This is a genomic window from Nonomuraea sp. NPDC049649, from assembly GCF_040675175.1.
In the GTDB taxonomy this organism is placed as follows: domain Bacteria; phylum Actinomycetota; class Actinomycetes; order Streptosporangiales; family Streptosporangiaceae; genus Nonomuraea.
Genome location: NZ_JBFAOH010000009.1, coordinates 109086 through 126954 on the forward strand (window position 1 = coordinate 109086; position 17869 = coordinate 126954).

15 protein-coding genes are annotated in these 17869 nt (G+C 69.9%); 3 read left to right on the forward strand and 12 right to left on the reverse strand.

Going from position 1 to position 17869, the window contains the following annotated elements; genetic code table 11:
• Window positions 1-9: 9 nt before the first annotated feature.
• The 4 genes from AB0J42_RS14850 to AB0J42_RS14865 all read right to left on the reverse strand — a co-directional run bounded on the left by AB0J42_RS14850 (window position 10) and on the right by AB0J42_RS14865 (window position 6542).
• A complete protein-coding gene (locus tag AB0J42_RS14850) occupies window positions 10-423 on the reverse strand; it encodes a roadblock/LC7 domain-containing protein (protein WP_333486698.1) in 414 nt (137 codons plus the stop codon).
• A gap of 5 nt (window positions 424-428) precedes the next feature.
• Complete coding sequence (locus AB0J42_RS14855; RefSeq protein ID WP_364293636.1) at window positions 429-3545, reverse strand: nitrate- and nitrite sensing domain-containing protein; 3117 nt, start codon at window positions 3543-3545, stop codon at window positions 429-431.
• Between the two features lie 250 nt (window positions 3546-3795).
• On the reverse strand, window positions 3796-5232 hold the full coding sequence (locus AB0J42_RS14860; protein ID WP_364294060.1) for an aminobutyraldehyde dehydrogenase: 1437 nt from the start codon (window positions 5230-5232) through the stop codon (window positions 3796-3798).
• 32 nt (window positions 5233-5264) lie between these two features.
• A complete protein-coding gene (locus tag AB0J42_RS14865) occupies window positions 5265-6542 on the reverse strand; it encodes a glycosyltransferase (protein WP_364293639.1) in 1278 nt (425 codons plus the stop codon).
• Window positions 6543-6673: 131 nt separating this feature from the next.
• Here AB0J42_RS14865 and AB0J42_RS14870 point away from each other — a divergent pair, with 131 nt between their 5' ends.
• Window positions 6674-7279: a helix-turn-helix domain-containing protein gene (locus AB0J42_RS14870; protein WP_364293642.1), complete on the forward strand. Its 606-nt coding sequence runs from the start codon at window positions 6674-6676 to the stop codon at window positions 7277-7279.
• Here AB0J42_RS14870 and AB0J42_RS14875 read toward each other — a convergent pair.
• The 4 genes from AB0J42_RS14875 to AB0J42_RS14890 all read right to left on the reverse strand — a co-directional run bounded on the left by AB0J42_RS14875 (window position 7273) and on the right by AB0J42_RS14890 (window position 11134).
• The gene (locus AB0J42_RS14875; protein WP_364293645.1) at window positions 7273-8385 is read right to left on the reverse strand and encodes an ABC transporter ATP-binding protein; all 1113 of its coding nucleotides are present in this window, start codon (window positions 8383-8385) and stop codon (window positions 7273-7275) included. The genes AB0J42_RS14870 and AB0J42_RS14875 overlap by 7 nt on opposite strands.
• The gene (locus AB0J42_RS14880) at window positions 8372-9157 is read right to left on the reverse strand and encodes an ABC transporter permease (protein WP_364293648.1); all 786 of its coding nucleotides are present in this window, start codon (window positions 9155-9157) and stop codon (window positions 8372-8374) included. Before AB0J42_RS14880 ends, AB0J42_RS14875 begins: the two co-directional genes overlap by 14 nt.
• A complete protein-coding gene (locus AB0J42_RS14885) occupies window positions 9150-9953 on the reverse strand; it encodes an ABC transporter permease (RefSeq protein ID WP_364293651.1) in 804 nt (267 codons plus the stop codon). The genes AB0J42_RS14880 and AB0J42_RS14885 overlap by 8 nt, the downstream gene beginning before the upstream one ends.
• 65 nt (window positions 9954-10018) lie before the next feature.
• Window positions 10019-11134 (reverse strand): spermidine/putrescine ABC transporter substrate-binding protein, encoded by a 1116-nt coding sequence (locus AB0J42_RS14890; protein WP_364293654.1) that lies wholly within the window; start codon window positions 11132-11134, stop codon window positions 10019-10021.
• A 169-nt stretch (window positions 11135-11303) separates the two neighbouring features.
• Here AB0J42_RS14890 and AB0J42_RS14895 point away from each other — a divergent pair, with 169 nt between their 5' ends.
• Both AB0J42_RS14895 and AB0J42_RS14900 read left to right on the forward strand, forming a co-directional pair.
• Window positions 11304-12392 carry a hypothetical protein gene (locus tag AB0J42_RS14895; protein ID WP_364293657.1) on the forward strand — a complete coding sequence of 363 codons (1089 nt, stop codon included), beginning with the start codon at window positions 11304-11306 and terminating at the stop codon, window positions 12390-12392.
• Window positions 12389-13348, forward strand: a complete 960-nt coding sequence (locus AB0J42_RS14900; RefSeq protein WP_364293660.1) for an SIS domain-containing protein — start codon at window positions 12389-12391, stop codon at window positions 13346-13348. The genes AB0J42_RS14895 and AB0J42_RS14900 overlap by 4 nt, the downstream gene beginning before the upstream one ends.
• A 6-nt stretch (window positions 13349-13354) precedes the next feature.
• Here the strand turns inward: AB0J42_RS14900 and AB0J42_RS14905 are convergent, their stop codons facing one another.
• The 4 genes from AB0J42_RS14905 to AB0J42_RS14920 all read right to left on the reverse strand — a co-directional run bounded on the left by AB0J42_RS14905 (window position 13355) and on the right by AB0J42_RS14920 (window position 17620).
• Window positions 13355-13927, reverse strand: a complete 573-nt coding sequence (locus AB0J42_RS14905; RefSeq protein WP_364293663.1) for an ATP/GTP-binding protein — start codon at window positions 13925-13927, stop codon at window positions 13355-13357.
• Window positions 13908-14216, reverse strand: a complete 309-nt coding sequence (locus AB0J42_RS14910; RefSeq protein WP_364294063.1) for a DUF742 domain-containing protein — start codon at window positions 14214-14216, stop codon at window positions 13908-13910. Before AB0J42_RS14910 ends, AB0J42_RS14905 begins: the two co-directional genes overlap by 20 nt.
• 66 nt (window positions 14217-14282) lie before the next feature.
• Window positions 14283-14696 (reverse strand): roadblock/LC7 domain-containing protein, encoded by a 414-nt coding sequence (locus tag AB0J42_RS14915; protein ID WP_364294066.1) that lies wholly within the window; start codon window positions 14694-14696, stop codon window positions 14283-14285.
• A gap of 8 nt (window positions 14697-14704) precedes the next feature.
• Window positions 14705-17620 carry a nitrate- and nitrite sensing domain-containing protein gene (locus AB0J42_RS14920; RefSeq protein WP_364293666.1) on the reverse strand — a complete coding sequence of 972 codons (2916 nt, stop codon included), beginning with the start codon at window positions 17618-17620 and terminating at the stop codon, window positions 14705-14707.
• Window positions 17621-17869: the final 249 nt, after the last annotated feature.

Genomic DNA, 17869 nt, shown 5'->3' on the forward strand with positions numbered 1-17869 from the left:
ACCGCCCGTCTAGCGGGGGCGGGCCGCCTGCAGTTCCGCGCGTACGGCAGGCGTGAGCACCTGCCCCGCGCGCTCGACCAACAGCGTCATCTGGTAAGCGACCAGACCCATGTCACAGTCCGGCGCCGCCAGTACGGCCAAACAGGAACCGTCGCTGATCGACATGATCATCAACAGGCCGCGCTGCATCTCGATGACCGTCTGGGTCACCATTCCGCCCTCGAAGACCCGGGCGGCGCCCTGCGTCAGGCTGATCACACCCGAGGCCACGGCGGCGAGCTGGTCGGCCCGGTCCTTGGGGAACCCCTCGGAGTAGGCCAGCGGCAGGCCGTCAGACGACACCACCACGGTGTGCGCGACACCGGGCACGTTGTTGACGAAGTCCGTGATCAGCCAGTTGATGCCACGCGCTCCCTGGCTCAACTCTCTCATTGCTCCTCCTCATTCACATCTCCACGGGTGAACGCGCGGCCTTGACGCACACCTTGCTGGAAACTCGACAGCCGGCTCCGCAACCGCTCGGGCGAGATCTGCGGAGCGGGCGAGGTGGCCGCGGGTTCGGGGCTGGCCGTACCGGGCACCAGGTTGGCCTTCGGGACGCGGCGCGGCAGGCCGGACGCGGTCGTACCGGACTGGACGGGCTGCGCGGCGGCCTGGGCGGCCTGCCAGCCGCTGTCGGCGGGAGAGGACCAGGACGCGCCCGCGCCCGACTGGCCGGGCGTGCGCTGAGGCAGCGCGGGCTTGTCGGTGATCGCCGCGTGCTGCGCGGTCTCCGCCTCCTCGACCGGGGCCGCAAAGCGCGGCTCCGGCTCCGGCTCCGGCGCGCTCTGCTGGAACTGCTCGGATTCCGGGCGGCGGAACCAGTCGGAGCCTACGGAGGAGAAGATCGGCAGGAACTCCTCGCCCTGCTCCTCCATGGGCGAGTTGCGCACGGCGGGAAGCGGGCCGGTCAGATCCTGCGAGGAGTACTCGCCGGGCCCGAACGGGTCGTGGTTCCCGTTCGACGGGTAGGACTGGGCGGCCTTGACCGTCTCCGCGAAGGAGGGCCAGTTGTACTCGCCGAAGGCGTTCGGGTCCGGGCCGGCCGACCGGCTCGGCTCCTCGCCGAAGGGCGCCTGCGGCGCGGGGTCGCCGAAGCTCCCCCAGCGCGCCTCTTCCGGCTGGGGCGGGGGCTCCGTGGCGAAGGACGGCCAGCGCGGTTCCTCGGCCTGGGCGGGCTGAGGAGGCTGCTCGCCGAACGAGGGCCAGCGGGGCTCCTCGGCCTGGGGTGGCGCAGGAGGCTGCTCCGCGAAGGACGGCCAGCGGGACTCCTCGGACTGCCCGGGCGCGGGAGGCTGCTCCGCGAAGGACGGCCAGCGGGGCTCGCCCTGCGGACCGCCGGCGGGCTGCTCCGCCGTGGACGGCCAGTCCTGCTTGCCGGGCTCGGGGAAGGACGGCCAGCCGCCGTCGCCGCCGCCGGGCGCCGGGATCGTGCCGGGCCACTGGGTGTCGAGCGGCGCCTCCTCACCGCTGCGGACGTCCCGCGTCTCCATGGACAGGGACGGCGGAGCGCCGAAGATCGAGCCGTTCGCCGCCGCGGCGGCGGAGTCGAACTTGGCCGGGTCGAAGCTGGTGAACGCGTCGTACTGGGAGCGCGGCTGCGGCATCGTGCCCTGGCCGCCGACGAGCAGCACCGCCGGCAGCAGCACCATGGCGCTCAGGCCGCCGCGCTCGCGCTGCTTGAGCTGGACGCGGATGCCGTGGCGCAGCGCCAGGCGGCCGACGACGAACAGGCCCATGCGGCGCGAGACCGACACGTCGACGACGGGCGGGTTGGCCAGCCGCCAGTTGGCCTGGGCCAGCTCCTCGGGGCTCATGCCGATGCCCACGTCGTCGATGGTCACCAGCACGCCGCTGTCGGTGGGCTGGCTGCTGACCTGGACCTTGCTCTCGCGCGGGGAGAACGAGATCGCGTTCTCGATCAGCTCGGCCAGCAGGTGGACGGTGTCGGTGACGGCCGGGCCGACGACCTGGATCCCGGACGGGATCTGGATCTGGACGCGCTCGTAGTTCTCGACCTCCGACAGCGAGGCGCGGGCCACGTCGACCAGCGGCACCGGCTCGCTCCACTTGCGGGCGGCCTCCTGGCCGGCGAGGACCAGGAGGTTCTCGCTGTTGCGGCGCATGCGGGTGGCCAGGTGGTCGAGGCGGAACAGGTTGGCGAGCCGCTGCTCGTCCTCCTCACCCTGCTCCAGACCTTCGATGAGCTGCAGCTGCCGCTCGACCAGCGTCTGGCTCCGGCGGGAGAGGTTGACGAACATCGCGTTGACGTTGGCGCGCAGCTTGGCCTCGTCTCCGGCCAGCCGGATCGCCTCGCGGTGGACCTCGTCGAACGCCCGTGCCACTTCCCCGATCTCGTCTTGGGTGTCGATGCCAATGGACGGCACCTCGGGGATCTGCGCGTCCTCGCCGCTCTCGCGCAGGATGCGGACCGTCTCCGGCAGCCGGGTGGAGGCCACCTGGAGCGCCTCGGCGCGCAGCCGGCGCAGCGGGCGGACCAGCGAACCGGCCACCCGGCTGGTGATCACCAGGACGAGCAGGAGCAGGATCAGGATGGTCGCGCCGGAGACGATCGCGTTGCGCTGCTCGGCGTCGCTGAGCTCCCGGGTCTGGGTCACCACGCGGGTGGCCAGGCCGTCCTCGACCTTGCGCATGGCGTTGGCCGCCAGCGTCGTGCTCTCGTGCCAGAGGTTGAGGTCACGCTTGGTGGTGACGTCGAGGTCGCGGATGGTGCCGTACTCGCGGAGCTGGGCCAGGGCGCGCTGGCGCATCGCGTCGGCGCGGTCGATCTGCGGGCCGCGCACGGCCTGCCGGTAGGCGGCCTGGTCGGCGGCGCTCCCCTCCTGCTCGAACTGGTCGAGCTCCGACTGCTGCCGGTTCCACGAGCCCAGGAAGTCGGACAGGTCGTCGTAGTCCAGCTTCCGCTCGACCAGGGCGACGACGAGGATGCCCTGCTGGCGCGAGACCTCCTCCTTGGCCCGCTGGAGCGCGGTCAGCGCGGCCACGTCGCCCTGGAGGGTGTCGTCGGCCATGCCCGCGCCGAGGCCGTTCTGCAGGCCGAAGAGCACCTCGATCATGTCGGAGAAGGTGCTGATGGAGGCCCGCGGCGGGACGTTCTGGGCGGTCATCGACCTGCGCAGGCCGTCGAGGCCGTTGAGCCAGCGCTGGATGCCGTCGACGTCGGAGCGGACGCGCGCGGGGTAGGAGTCGTCGATGGCGGAGGCCGCCTCGAGCACCCGGTCCCTGGCGGCGTCGACCGTTCCACGCTGGGTGCGCAGCTGAGCCAGGCGGCCGGCCCGGCGGCGGTCGGCGATGTACCACGCGGTGAGCGTGCGTTCCTTGCCGACCTCGTGCGCGAGCGCGCCGACGCGCTGGGCGAGCTCGGCCACCTGGGTGAGACGCCGGTACTCGGCGCTGGTGCCGACGGCGCTCGTGAGCTGGATACCGGCGAGCAGCACGCCCACGACCGTGGGAATGAGGATCAGCGCCACCAGCCTGGAGCGCACGCGCCAGTTCGCCAGCCGGAAACGTCCGCCTGTGTTCTCCCCCGGCCTCGTGTGCTTGGGGTTTTCCGTCCTCACTGACTCTCGCTACCTCTCGCCGTTACGTGCTTGAAAAATCAGACACGCGTGTGGCGCATGGGAACCTGCCGGGCTGGGTAATTGGAACACACTCCGTACCAGATCGGCCAACCGGTCATTTCCCATCAAATGCCCCCAAAGCGACACTTGGGGGGACATTTTGCCGCACACGCTTTCAGGCTGGCCGAAAAGAGTCCCGCTCCGCGGGAGCCTCGTGCTTGATCATGAGATGCCGCGTCACCGCGTACTCCAGGACGGCTTCCTGACTCATGTCCTTGCCGAACCCGCTGCCCTTCACGCCGCCGTGCGGCGCCTCGCTGGCGATCGGCAGGTGGTCGTTCACCCAGGTCACGCCCACATCGAGCCGGTGCGAGACACGGACGGCGCGCGCCACGTCACGCGACCAGATCGAGGAGGCGAGCCCGTAGCTGGAGTCGTTGGCCAGCCGCACGCCCTCGTCCTCGCCGTCGAAGGGCAGGACCACGAGCACCGGGCCGAAAAGTTCGCCCTGAACGATCTCGCTCTCCTGTGCGACATCCGTCACAAGCGTGGGCGGGTAGTAGAAGCCCGGCCCGTCGACGGGCGCGCCGCCGTGCACGATCCTGCCGCCGGAGCGCGCCACGAAGCCGTGCACGCGCTCCCGGTGCTCCTCGGAGATCAGCGGGCCGATGTCCGTGGCCGGGTCCCAGGGGTCGCCGACCTTGATCTGCGCCAGGGTCGCCCGCAGCGCCTCCACGGCCTCGTCGTAGCGCTCCCGGGCCACGTACACGCGGGTGGCGGCGGTGCAGTCCTGCCCGCTGTTGTACGTGGCACCCAGGGCCACGCCGCGGGCCATCTCGGCCAGGTCGGCGTCCTCGAAGACCAGCGCCGGCGCCTTGCCGCCCAGCTCCAGGTGGACGCGCTTGAGCGTGGCGGCGGCACCGGTCATGACCGCCCGGCCGGTCTCGGTCGAGCCGGTCACGCTCACCATGTCCACACCGGGGTCGGTGACCAGCGCCTGGCCCACCTCGGCGTCGCCGGTGACCGTCTGGACGAGCCCGGCGGGCGCGCCCGCCTCGGCGAACAGCTCCGCCAGCCGCAGTGTGGTGCGCGGCGTCTGAGGAGCCGGCTTGATCACCACGGCGTTGCCGGCGGCGACCGCCGGGCCCACCTTCCAGACGGCCATGACCAGCGGGAAGTTCCACGGCGCGATCGACCCGACCACCCCGACCGGACGGCGCAGCAGCACCGAGGTGTAGCCGGAGCTGAAGACCCCGGCGCCGGTGCCGTCGAGCGAGCGGGCGGCCCCGGCGAAGAACCGCAGGTTGTCGGCGAGGAAGGGCAGCTCGCCGTCCCTGAAGACGGCCGCGGGCTTGCCGGTCTCCTCGACCTCCAGCCTGGTCAGCTCCTCCGCCTCGGCCTCCACCAGGTCCGCCACCCGGAGCAGGAGCCGGGCCCGCTCGGCGGGCGTGGCCTCGCTCCACTCGCCGAAGGCGGTCCTGGCCCGCCGCACGGCGGTCTCGACGGCCTCCACCGGGGTGTCCGGCACCTCGGCGAAGACGGTGCCGGTGGCTGGGTTGATCAACTTACGCATGGTCGTACTTCCCGTGCTTCTCCTCGGCCGCGGAACCAGCCGCGGCCGAAGTTCTCGATCCGGTCGCGGAACTACCCGCGGCCGAAGTTCTCGATCAGGTCCGCGGCCTTGCGCAGGCCGTCGCGGCGGCGGATCTCCTCGCCCGCCTCGGCCAGCCTGGCCCGCATCTCCGTGTCGCCGAGGAGGCGGTCGAGCGCCCCCGTCAGCTCCTCATCCTTGAAGGTGTAGGTCGAGAGCCTGACACCGTAGCCCAGTTCGTCCACCCGCTGGGCGTTGTCGTACTGGTCCCAGAAGATCGGCAGCAGGATCATCGGCTTGCCGAAGTGCATGGCCTCAGTGGTGGTGTTGTTGCCGCCGTGCGTGATGACCAGGTCGCAGAGGGGGATGATCTTGGTCTGGGGCAGGAACTCGGCGCCCCACATGTTGTCGGCGAGCTTGATCTCCTCGTGCAGCGGGCCCATGGAGACCACGTACTGGTGCGGCGTGGTCGCGAGCACGTCGATCAGCCGCTGCATGAGCTCCACGTCGGCCGAGCCCAGCGAGCCGAGCGAGAAGTAGATCAGCGAGGAGCCCTCCTTGCGCTCGAAGGGCAGCTCGAAGTCCTCGTCGGTCTCGCGGACGGAGGAGTCGACCCGGTGCCACGTCGGGCCGAGCGGCCGCTCGGCGGCGTAGTCGAGGATCTCCGGGTACACGTAGATGTTCAGGTCGCCCTCGTGCATGAACTCCAGCTCGGGCAGCGGGCGGGTGCCCTGCTCGACGCACCAGGCGTTGAACTCGTTCCACAGCTCGCGGTGGGTACGGTCGAACTCGGCCCGGAAGGCGTCCCACTCCGAACGGTCCGCGGCGGGCAGCCCGGAGAAGACCGGCGGGATGTTCTCGCCGCGGATCTCCAGCGGGTTGCAGGAGACGATGCGGACGAACTTCTTGCCCGCCGTCAGCAGCGCCGGGAAGGTGACCACGTTGTCCTCGATGATGACGTCCGGGTCGACCTTCTCGATGATCTCCTTGAGCCGCGGCTCGCAGTACTTGGCGCCGTCGACCAGCTCCTTGTAGATCGGGGCGGTGACGGTCTCCAGCTGCTCACGGGTGCTCTTGCGGTACTCCGCCCGGGTGTCGCGGATGAAGTCCTTCCAGAACTTGCCCGGGTCCGGGTCCTCCTCCTCTTCGGACGGCGGCGCGAGGTCGACGAGCTCCTCCCCGAAGCCCTGGGCTTCGAGCTTGCCCTTCCAGGACGACTCCGCCGCGAAGACGACCCGGTGGCCGCGGCGGCGGAGGATGTCAGCGATGCCGATGCAGTTGTTGGTGGGGCCGTAGGCGCTTTCCGGCCAGAACAGGATGGTGAGAGACATGGGGTACTCCGGAGGGGGTCTTGCGTGTTGAACGGGAATTCAATTACGCATCTGGCGCAAAGGTCAACTTCAGGGCACTATGGTTCACGGATTCCTGAATGTAAAGCCAACTCTGGGAAGCGAAGGCGAAGATGGCCCAGCGTAAGAGCCGCAGTGACCGGCGCATCGACCTGATCGAGGCGGCGCGGCGGGCCATCATCAGACACGGCCTCGACCGCGTCCAGCTCTCGCACGTGGCCGAGGAGGCCGGGCTGACCTCCGGCGCGGTGCTCTACCACTACCCCGACCTGAGCGAGCTGCTGGTCGAGGCGCAGCACGCGGGCATGGAGCGCTTCTACGAGCAGCGGCTGCGGCAGATCGCCTCGCTCACCGACCCGGTCGCCAAGCTGGTGCTCACCATCCGCTCGGGCCTGCCGACCGGGGCGCTCGACCCCGACGTGCGGCTGCTCAACGAGATGGGCGGCGCGGCAGGCCGCAACCGCGTCTACGGCCTGCTGCTCACCTCGCTCTACGACCGTCAGGTGTCGATGTATCAGTCGATCCTCGACACGGGGGCGGCGCTGGGCGTCTTCCGGCTCACCACCGACACGCTGACGATCTCGCGCAACCTCGTCGCGCTGGAGGACGCGTACGGGTACCGCATCACCGCGAGGCACCCCCTCATCGGGCCCGACGAAGCCGCCGAGCTGATCCTGTCGTACGCGCGGACGGTGACAGGGAACGATCTCATTCATTGATCCACCGGGATGATGACCGCCTCTTCGGCCTGCCATGCGAGCCGCACCTCGGCGCCCGGCTTCACCTCGCTCGCGCCCTGGACCGCCACCAGGACATGCCGGGGCTGGCCGGGGACGTCGACCGAGATGTGCGAGACGCCTCCGTAGAAGCTTACGTCCACCACGGTGCCCTTAAGCCCGGTTTCGCCCGTGACTTCCGAGCTTTCTGTGCCTTCTGCGCCTTCCGCGGCTTCTGTGGTCTCTGAGTCCTCTGAGACCTGGCTCAGCCCGATTTTCTCCGGCCGCACGGCCAGCAGCGCCTTGTCGCCCTGCTTCACGTCCTCGGCCGGGGTGCCGGGCAGCACGCCGAAGTCCTCGGTCTCCAGCTCGTCCTTGGCTCCGGCCGTACCCTCGAAGAGGTTGTTGGCGCCGACGAAGTCGGCGACGAAGCGGCTGCGGGGCCGGTCGTAGAGCGCGACCGGCTCGTCCACCTGGCACACCCTGCCGCGGTCGAAGACCGCGATGCGGTCGGCCAGCGACATGGCCTCCTCCTGGTCGTGCGTGACGACCACGAACGTGATGCCGACCTCGTTCTGCAGCCGTTTCAGCTCCAGCTGCATGTCGGCGCGGACCTTCTTGTCCAGCGCCGACAGCGGCTCGTCCAGCAGGAGCAGGCGCGGGCGCTTGACGATGGAACGCGCCAGCGCGACGCGCTGGCGCTGGCCGCCGGAGAGCTGGTGCGGCTTGCGGCCGGCCAGCTCCGACAGGCCCACCGTCTCCAGCACCTCGCCGACCCGCTGCTTGATCTCGGCGCGGGGCAGCTTCTCCTGCTCCAGGCCGTACGCGACGTTCTTCGCCACGGTCATGTGCGGGAACAGCGCGTACGACTGGAACATGAGGCTGATGGGCCGGCGGTTCGGCTGCCTGCTCAGCAGGTCCTCGCCGTCGAGCGTCACGGTGCCGGCGTCGGGCGTCTCGAAACCGGCGATGATGCGCAGCAGCGTCGTCTTGCCGCAGCCGGACGGGCCGAGCAGGGCGAAGAACTCGCCCTGCTCGATCTCCAGCGTGACGTCGTCGAGCGCGGTGACGTCGCCGAACCTGCGGGTGATCCCGTCAATCTTGAGCACGCGGAACCCTCTCCCCGATCTTGGTCAGTCGCTGTCCGGCGATCACCGCCGTGAAGCTCACCAGGAGCAGGATCGCGGCCAGCGCGTTGATCTTCGGGGTGACCCCGAAACGGATCATTGAGTAGATGACGATCGGCAGCGTCTGCTCGGTGTTGCCGATGGTGAAGTAGGCGATCACGAACTCGTCCAGCGACAGCGTGAACGCCAGCAGCGCACCCGCGATGACCCCGGGGGCGAGCTGGGGCAGCGTGATCCTCATGAAGGTGGTGACCGGCCCGGCGCCCAGGTCGCGGGAGGCCTCCTCCAGGGAGCTGTCCGCGCCCGACAGCCGGGTGCGGACCACGGCCGCCACGAACGCCATCGAGAACAGCGCGTGCGCCAGCACCGCGGAGTACAGCCCGAGCGTGAGCTGGATCAGGCCGTAGAAGAGCAGCAGCCCGATCGCGAGCACCAGGTCCGGCAGCACGGCCGGCATGAACGCCAGCGCGTCCAGGACCTTCGATCTGGAGTGCCTGGCCAGGCCGACGGCCAGCATGGTGCCGAGCACGGTGGCGATCACGGTGGACCCGCCGGCCACGATGAGCGTGTTGACCAGACCGCCCATGACCCGCTCGTCCCCGGCCAGCTCGCCGTACCACTCGAGGCTGAAGCCCTCGAAGGTGTAGGCGGAACGGCCGGAGTTGAACGACATCACCACCAGCACCACGATCGGCGCGTACAGGAACACGTACGTCGCCCAGAACGGGAGGTGCAGCCATCCTGATCTACGCACGGCGCGTCACCCACGCCTGCAAGACCAGGAGCACGAGCAGCACGGCGATGAGCGCCAGCGCCAGCGTCGAGCCGAACGGCCAGTCACGCGCCGACAGGAACTCGCTGCGGATCAGGTTGCCCACCATGTTCGACTTGCCGCCTCCGAGCATCTCGGGGATGACGAAGTTGCCGAAGCTGGGCACGAACACGAACAGGCTCCCGGTGATCGCGCCCGGCAGTGTCAGCGGCAGCGTGACCTTGCGGAAGGTGGTGAACGCCGAGGCGCCGAGGTTGGCCGAGGCCTCCCGCAGCTGCGGGTCGAGCTTCTCGATGGCGGCGTAGAGCGGCAGCACCATCAGCGGCAGGTACGAGTAGAGCAGGCCGAGGACGATCGCGCCCCGGTTGTAGAGCAGCTCGTACGGGCCGAAGCCGAACGCCTGGAGCCAGCCGTTGATCAGTCCTTCCGGGCTCAGCAGGATGATCCAGGCGTAGACCCGGATGATGAAGTTCGTCCAGAACGGCAGCACGATCGCGACCAGCGCGATCGTCTTCCACTTACGCGGCAGCTGGGCGATCAGGTAGGCCGTGGGGTAGCCGAGCAGCAGCGCGATCAGCGTCGCCAGACCCGCGATCTGCAGCGAGTCGAGGAGCACGCGCAGATAGAGCGAGTCGAACAGGCGGGTGAAGTTCTCCGTGGTGAACTCGTACACCACCCCGCCGAACCGGCCGCGCTGGAAGACCGTGTAGCTGAGCACCAGCCCCAGCGGCACCAGCAGCAGCACGGCCAGGTAGGCCAGCCCCGGCGCGAGGAACACGAACGCACCCAGCCGGCGCCCTCTGGATAGGGACACCGGCCGGGATTCGGGCTTGTCCTTCACACTTACTCGGCCTTGACCTCGGACGCCATCCGGGTGTACTTGGTGCTGGCCTGGCCGATGTCGATGATCGACTCACCGTTGAGCAGCTCGGCCGGCTTGATGCCCAGCAGCGAGCCCGGGACGATCTTGACCTTGTCCATCGCGGCCTTGTTGGGCACCTTGTAGTTGATGTTCTCGGCGGCCCAGCGGTGCACGTCGGGGCTGAGGATGTAGTTGATGAAGGCGTGCGCGGCCTCCTTGTTCTTGGAGGACTTCATGATCACCATGGTGTCCACCCAGAGGTCGCTGCCCTCCTTCGGCACCGCGAACTTGATGTTCTGCTTCTCGTCGGTGGTCGGGCACCAGCCGTCCCACGCCTCGACCATGACGGCCTCGCCCTTGATCAGCCGGTCGCCGAAGGTGAGGTCGTCGTAGGCCAGCAGGTGCTGCTTGGCCTCCAGGAGCAGCTCCTTGACCTTGGCGATCTCGTCGTCCTTGTCGGTGTTGACCGAGTAGCCGAGGGCCTTGATGGCGGGCAGGGCCAGCCAGCGCTCGGTGGTCATCATGGTGACCTTCTTCTCGGCCCAGGACGGCGGCTTGAGGATGTCCATCCAGCTCGTCGGCTCCTGCTTCACCAGGTCACTCCGGTAGCAGATGCCGGTCGTGCCCCAGGTGTAGGGCACCGAGAACTTGTTGCCCTTGTCGTAGGACAGCTGGGTAGCCTCGGGGTACAGGTTGGCCAGGTTCGGGATGAGCTCGGCGTGGATCGGCTCCAGCAGCCCCTGCTCGTTGAGCGCCTGCGCGTACTGCCCGGAGACGAAGGCGACGTCGATGCCGTGATCGCCGCTGGCGGTCAGCTTGCTCATCGCGACTTCGTTGGTGTCGTGCAGGGTGACGTTGATGTCAGAGATCTTGAGCTCGTTCTTGACCATGTCCTGCAGCTCCTGCGGCGTGTAGCCGTCCCACACGGTGACCGTGAGCTGCTGCTTGGTCAGGTCGGCGTTGGGGTCGAGCTGGGCTGCCTGGGCCGTGGTCTCTGCGCTGTCGGTCGATCCACCGCCGCACGCCGCGACGGCGAGCGCGAGGCCGGCGGCCGCGACGGCAGCCGGAAGACGACGGGTGAACCGGGTTCGGAACACGGTCGCTACTCCTTAGGAACTGTGCGATTGGGGGGGTCGCGCGACCAACCGGGCACGACAGACCAGATGAGGAGTGTTGCAGCAGAAATCAACATGAGCAAGACTTTGACGGACATTGCTACCTGGAAGTTTGATCTCTGTGTTGAATTCGAATTCAATTTGGGACCGATTGCTGTCTCTGGGTGAGAATCCGCTCACCGAGCGAGACCGCGGTCTCACCGCCGCTCTGCTGGAGGCGATCAAGGGGGAGGTGCCGCCGCCGTTCGAGGTCCGGCGCTTCCTGCCGCTGCCCAGCCTCTCGCATGACGCCACCGGATGCCACATCGGGGTGCCGGCGGAACGCGAGTTCGGAGCCCACGTCGATCAGACGAATTACTCCGTGGTGGTGAATGAGCGCGTCGTCGTGAAATGGCTCACACCGCCGGTCCCGATTCCGCACCCGGCGCTCGACGTGCTCCCGGAACTGGCCCGCGCCGGATTCACGCACACCGCCCCGCCCTACGCCGCGCTGCTCGCCGGGGACCGGCTGCTGGCCCTCGTCACCGGCTACCTGCCCGACGCCGTGGACGGCTGGACCTGGTGCGTGGACGACGCCGAGGCCGGCGACACCGCCTTCGCCCCCGTCCTGGGCGCCCTGGCGGCCGACCTCCACCTCACGCTCGCCGCCCTGCCCGGCGAACCGTCCGGCGGGCGCGACTACGCCGGCCGTGCCGAGGACGCCCTCAAGGAGGCCCTGGCCCTGACCGGCGGGCCCGACGGCGCCTGGCTGGAATCCGCCGCCGGTCGCCTCCGGGCGGAGCTCGCGCCGCTGGCCACCGCCCCCGCCACCCCCCTGATCCGCATCCACGGCGACCTGCACGTCGGCCAGATCCTCCGCTGGCGCGACGGCTACGCCGTCATCGACTTCGACGGCAACCCCACCGTCACCGACGCCGACCCGTACCAGCCCGCCGCCCGCGACGTCGCCCAGCTCGCCACCAGCGTCGAGCACGTCGCCCAGGTCGCGGTCAAGCGCCGCGGCCTGCCCGCCGGCCGCGCCGCGGCCTGGGCTCGCGAGGCCCGCGACCTGATGCTCGGCGCGTACGAGCGACGCCTGGCCGAACGCGGCCGGCCCGAACTGCTGGACAAGAACCTGATCAGGCCCTTCGAAGTCGAGCAGGAGTGCCGCGAGCTGATCTACGCGGCCCGCCACCTGCCTCGCTGGCGGTACGCCCCGATGGGCGTGCTGCGCACCTGGTATCCCGAGGAGAACCCGTGAATCCCGACCTGTTCCTGGCCGACCTTGAGGCCAAGCCCGCCGCCCTCGCCGACCTGGCCGCGGCGCTCGACGCCGAGGACCCGTTCGCGGGGCTGCCCGAGGGCATCGACCGGGTGCTCTTCCTCGGCATGGGCAGCTCCCGGTTCGCCGCCGGGGTCGCCGCGCTGCGGATGCGCGCCGCCGGGGTGAACGCCTGGGCCGAGTACGCCTCGGCCGCCGCGACCTTCCCGCCCGACCCCCGTACGCTGGTCGTCCCCATCTCGGCGACCGGCGGCAGCCGGGAGACGCTGGACGCGGTGGAGCGGTACGCGGGCGGCGCGTCGCTCCTGATGGCGCTCACCAACACGCCCGGCTCGCCGATCACCGAGGCCGCGAACCTGGTGGTCCCCATGCACGCCCGCGAGGAGCGCGGCGGGGTGGCCTGCCGGTCCTACCAGCACACGCTCGCCCTCCTCCTCGCCCTGGAGTCCCGCCTCACCGGCGCCGGCCGGAACGTTCCCGCCTTGGTGCGGCGCGCCGCCGAGGCCACCACCGACCTGCTGGAGCGGCGCGACGACTGGCTGCCGCGGGTGCTGGAGCTGCTGGACGGGCCGCACGGCGTCTACATGATCGCCCCCACCGAGCGGCTGTCGTCGGCGGAGCAGTCGGCGCTCATGATCCGCGAGTGCCCCCGCAGGCCGTCCGACGCCTGCGAGACGGGCGACTGGGCGCACGTGGACGTCTACCTGACGAAGACGCTGTCCTACCGGGCGCTGCTCTTCCCCGGCTCCCGCTACGACGAGCAGGCGATGGACTGGGTACGCGAGCGCGGCTCCACGATCGTCACCGTCGGCGGCGAGGTGAAGGACGCGGCGGCGGCCGTGCGGTACGCGCACGACGACGACCCGGACGTCCGGCTGCTGACGGAGACCCTGGTGGCGGAGCTCGTGGCGGCCACCTGGTGGTCGGCCCAGTAGCCGGGCTCAGTAGGGGGAACGGACCGTCAGAGCGTGCTCGACCAGCGTGATGAGGGTCGACTTGACCGCTTCACGGCTGCGGGCGTCGGTCCGGACGACCGGGATGTGCGGCGCGACGGTGAGCGCGTCGCGCACCTCGTGCTCGTCGTGCGGGAACTCGCCGTTCCACCCGTTGAGCGCGATCACGAAGGGCAGCTTGGCCTCTTCGAAGTAGTCGATCGCCGGGAAGCTGTCGGCCAATCGGCGCGTGTCGACCAGCACGACCGCGCCGATCGCCCCTTTGACCAGGTCGTCCCACATGAACCAGAAGCGATGCTGGCCGGGGGTGCCGAACAGGTACAGGATCAGATCCCTGTCCAGCGACACCCGGCCGAAGTCCATCGCCACCGTCGTGGTTCTCTTGTTGGGCGTGAGCGAGACGTCGTCGACCCCGGCCGACGCGTCCGTCATCACCGCCTCCGTGGTGAGCGGCATGATCTCGGACACCGCCCCCACGAACGTCGTCTTGCCCACCCCGAAGCCGCCGGCCACCACGATCTTCGTCGAGGTGAGCCCGGGGCTAGAGCCTGCGAAGTCCACTGAGCACCCTTTCGAGCAGGCCCCTGTCCGGCTTGCCTGCGTCCAACTGCGGCTGATACACCCTGACCAGCCCCTCTGCCTCCATGTCGGCGACCAGCACCCGGGCCACGCCGAGCGGCATGGCCAGCAGCGCGGAGATCTCCGCCACCGACCTCACCTGCCGGCACAGCTCGCTGATCTGCCGGTACTCACGCGTGTAGGTGTGACCGAGCTGGATCGACGTCGCCGAGGAGACCAGCGCCTCCATCGCCAGCGTGCTGCGGGTACGGCCGCCCGTGACGGCGTACATCCTCACCAATGAGCTGCGCTCCGGCTCCGGCTCGCCGCCATGCCACGATGCCAACGTCTACTCCCATCACCAGGGCCGCGCGGCCGACAGTTCCGCCCGCACGTCGGGCGTGAGCACCTGCCCTGCCCGTTCCACCAGGACCGTCATCTGGTAGGCCACCAGGCCCATGTCGCAGTCCGGCGCGGCCAGCACGGCCAGGCAGGACCCGTCGCTGATCGACATCACCAGGAGCAGGCCGCCTCTCATCTCCACCAGGGTCTGGACGACGTGACCGCCCTCGAAGACCTTGGCCGCCCCCTCGGTCAGGCTGACCAGCCCGGCGGCGATGGCCGCGAGCTGGTCGGCCCGGTCCTTGGGGAAGCCCCGGGAGAACGCCATCGGCAGGCCGTCGGCCGAGACGACCACGGCGTGCGCCGCTCCGGGCACCTCCTCCACGAAGTTGGACACCAGCCAGTTCACGTCCCTGGCCGCCTGGCTCAGATCCCTCATCAGTCCTCCTCAAGCTCGGCCCGGCCCTTGCGCACACCCTGCTGGTAGCTGGAGAGCCTGCTGCGGAGCCGGTCGGGAGACACCGGCGGCGCGGGCGCCGGAGACGGGGCGGGCGCCGCGGTGCCGGGCACCAGGTTCGCCTTGGGGGTCCGTTTGGGCAGGCCGGAGCTGGTCACGCCGCCCATCGCCGGTTCCCGGGCCGCGACGGCGGCCTGCCAGCCGGTGTCGGCGGGCGAGGACCACTCGTCGCTCCGGGACGGCGGCGGGGCGGAGGGGTCGATCTTGGGTATCGCGGCGGTCTCGCTCGCGGACCAGGACTCGTCGGACTGCCAGGACCGCTCCGGCGCCGCGTCCTGAGGGGCGGGCTCGTCGGTGAAGGCGGGCTTGGTGAACCAGCTCGACGCCGGCGGGCCGGACTCCACCGAGGCGAAGACCGGCAGGTACTCGCCCTGGGATGCCTCGCCCTCCGGCGGCCGCCGCCGGGGCAGACCGCCGTCCTCAGCGGGGAGACGGCGCGGCAGATCCCCGCCCAGTCCCCCGTCCGGCGGCAACCGCCGCGGCAACGCGCCTTCCTGCGAGACGTCGTGGGATGCGCCGTACCCGCCGCCCTGCTGGAAGCCGGAGGATCCGCCGAAGGCGGGGGCCTGCGGGAAGTCGCGGGAGGCGAACGGGTTGTCCTGGGAGACGAAGGGGTTGTCCTGGGAAGGGGCGGCGTCCGAGGGGAAGCTGCGGCTGTCTCCGGTGAAGGCGCCGTCTCCCGACGGGGTGTGGGACGAGCTGAACCAGGACGACGGCTCGGGCACCGACTCCAGCGACGGATAGACCGTACCCGGGACGGACGGATGGCCGATCCCCGGATGCGCGGTGCTGGCCTGCATCGGCACGTGCGCGAACGACGAAGGGTCGGCGGCCGAGGGCCCCTGCTGCTGCGGGAAGGGCGCGGCGGCGGTGGCCCCGGGGACGGGGGTCAGCAGCGCCTCGGGCAGCAGGACCATAGCGGAGAGCCCGCCCACGTCCTGGCGGCGCAGCTGCACCTTGATGTGGTGCCGCAGCGCCAGCCGCCCGACCACGAACAGCCCCATCCGGCGCGACACCGACACGTCCACGACCGGCGGGTTGGCCAGCCGCCAGTTGCACTCGGCGAGCTCTTCGCCGCTCATGCCGATGCCCTGGTCGGTGACGGCGACCATGAGCCCGCCGCCGTCGATGCGGCTGCTGGAGATGACGACCCGGGTGTCGTTCGAGGAGAACGACACGGCGTTCTCGATCAGCTCGGCGAGCAGGTGGACGACGTCGTTGACCGCCTGGCCGGCGATGGCCGCGTCCGACTGGATCTGGATGCTGACCCGGTCGTAGCTCTCGACCTCGCCGAGCGCGGCCCGGACCACGTCCATCAGCTCAACCGGCTGGCTCCACTTGCGCGCGGCCTCCTGACCGGCCAGGACCAGCAGGTTCTCGGAGTTGCGGCGCATGCGGGTGGCCAGGTGGTCGAGCTTGAACAGGTCGGCCAGCCGGTCGTCGTCGCGTTCGCCGCGTTCCAGCCGTTCGATGAGGGTGAGCTGCCGCTCGACGAGCGTCTGGCTGCGCCGCGACAGGTTGACGAACATGGCGTTGACGTTGGCGCGCAGCCGGGCCTCGTCGCCGGCCAGCCGCACCGCCTCCCGGTGGACCTCGTCGAAGGCCCGCGCGACCTCGCCGACCTCGTCCCTGGAGAAGACGCCGATGGGCGGCACCTCGGCGTCGACCGCGCCGTCGCGGGACTCCCGCAGGTGCTGGACGAACTCGGGCAGCCGCTTGCCGGCGATCTCCAGGGCCTCGGCGCGGAGCCTGCGCAGCGGGCGGACGAGGGACCGTGCCACCCCGGTGGTGATCGCCAGCACCGCGATGAGCAGGGCGAGGACGGCGCCCGCGATCACGTACGCGCGCTGCTGTTCGGCGGCGCTGAGCGACTCGCTGCGGCTGTGGATGCCCTCGGCCTGGCGCTGCTCGACCGTACGCAGGGAGTCGACGACGGTGGTGGAGGCCTCGAACCAGCGCCTGGCGTCGTCGCGGCTGGCCAGGTCGAGGCCGCGCAGCGACTGCCCCGCGGTGGCGCGGATGAGCACCAGTTCGCGCAGGAACAGCATGTCCTCGGCGGAGTGGCCGTTGACGGTCTCGTCGAAGAAGCGCCGTTCCTCGGCGGTGGCCTCCTCGGAGAAGGCCTTGCGCTGGGTCTCCTCGCGGGACAGCTCGCCGAGGAAGGTCTTGAGCTGTTCCTGGCTGATGGATCCTTCCACCAGGGCCGTGGTGAGCAGGGCCTGCTGGAGGGAGACGCTCTCCTTGGCGCGGGCGAGCGCGTCGAGCATGCGGGTCTGCCGGAACAGCTCGTCGTCCTGGCTGCCGCTGATCAGCTGGTTGTGGATGGAGAGCAGGTCGTTGACGACGGTGGTGTAGAGCTGGACGGTCGCGCCGGGGAGCAGGTCGGCCTCGATGGCCTGTTTACGCAGCCCGCGCAGGTCGTCGAACCGGTTGAGCATGTTCTGGATCTGGTCGGCGGTCCGGCCGGTGACCTGGCCGAGCAGCCCTTCGGCGGTCTCTCTGACCTCGCGGATGGCGGCGTCGGTCTTGCCGATCTGGGCGCGTACGTCGGGGAGCTGGGATTGCGGGCGGTTGCGGGCGATGAACCAGGAGAGTCTGGCGCGTTCCCCGGAGAGTTCGTGGGTGAGGCCGCCGACCTGTTCGCTGAGGCGGGCGAGCTGGTTGATCCGGGCGTAGTCGGCGGCGGCGCCGGCCGAGGCGATCACTTGAATCCCGCCGAGCAGGACGGCGGCCGCTGTCGGCACCAGGATCAGGGCGACGAGCCGGGCTCGGACACGCCAGTTACGCAGCCGCCACCTGCCTTCTTCCGGCGGACGCTCTGCTAACTCAGTACTCACCGAACACAACCTCTCGCCCTGTATCGGCGCAAATCTATGGCCTTGTGACCCCTGGAAAATCTCCGCAAGCCCGGGTAATTGGAACACACCCGCGCCAGGCCAGCCAAGAGACCATAACGCGGCATAAGTCAAGCAGTGTGACGCATGAGCATAGAACCTGGGGCTCCATTTATGAAGACCATATGGTCAGAAATAATGCATTACGCCCGGCTATGTCCGAGAATGGGTGTTTTGCACGGTCCAAGGACA

Excerpts from the sequence above, each read along its gene's own strand:
- AB0J42_RS14865 (WP_364293639.1), bottom strand. The coding sequence starts at position 6,542 with ATGTCTCTCACCATCCTGTTCTGGCCGGAAAGCGCCTACGGCCCCACC.
- AB0J42_RS14910 (WP_364294063.1), bottom strand. The coding sequence starts at position 14,216 with ATGTACGCCGTCACGGGCGGCCGTACCCGCAGCACGCTGGCGATGGAG.
- AB0J42_RS14870 (WP_364293642.1), top strand. The coding sequence starts at position 6,674 with ATGGCCCAGCGTAAGAGCCGCAGTGACCGGCGCATCGACCTGATCGAG.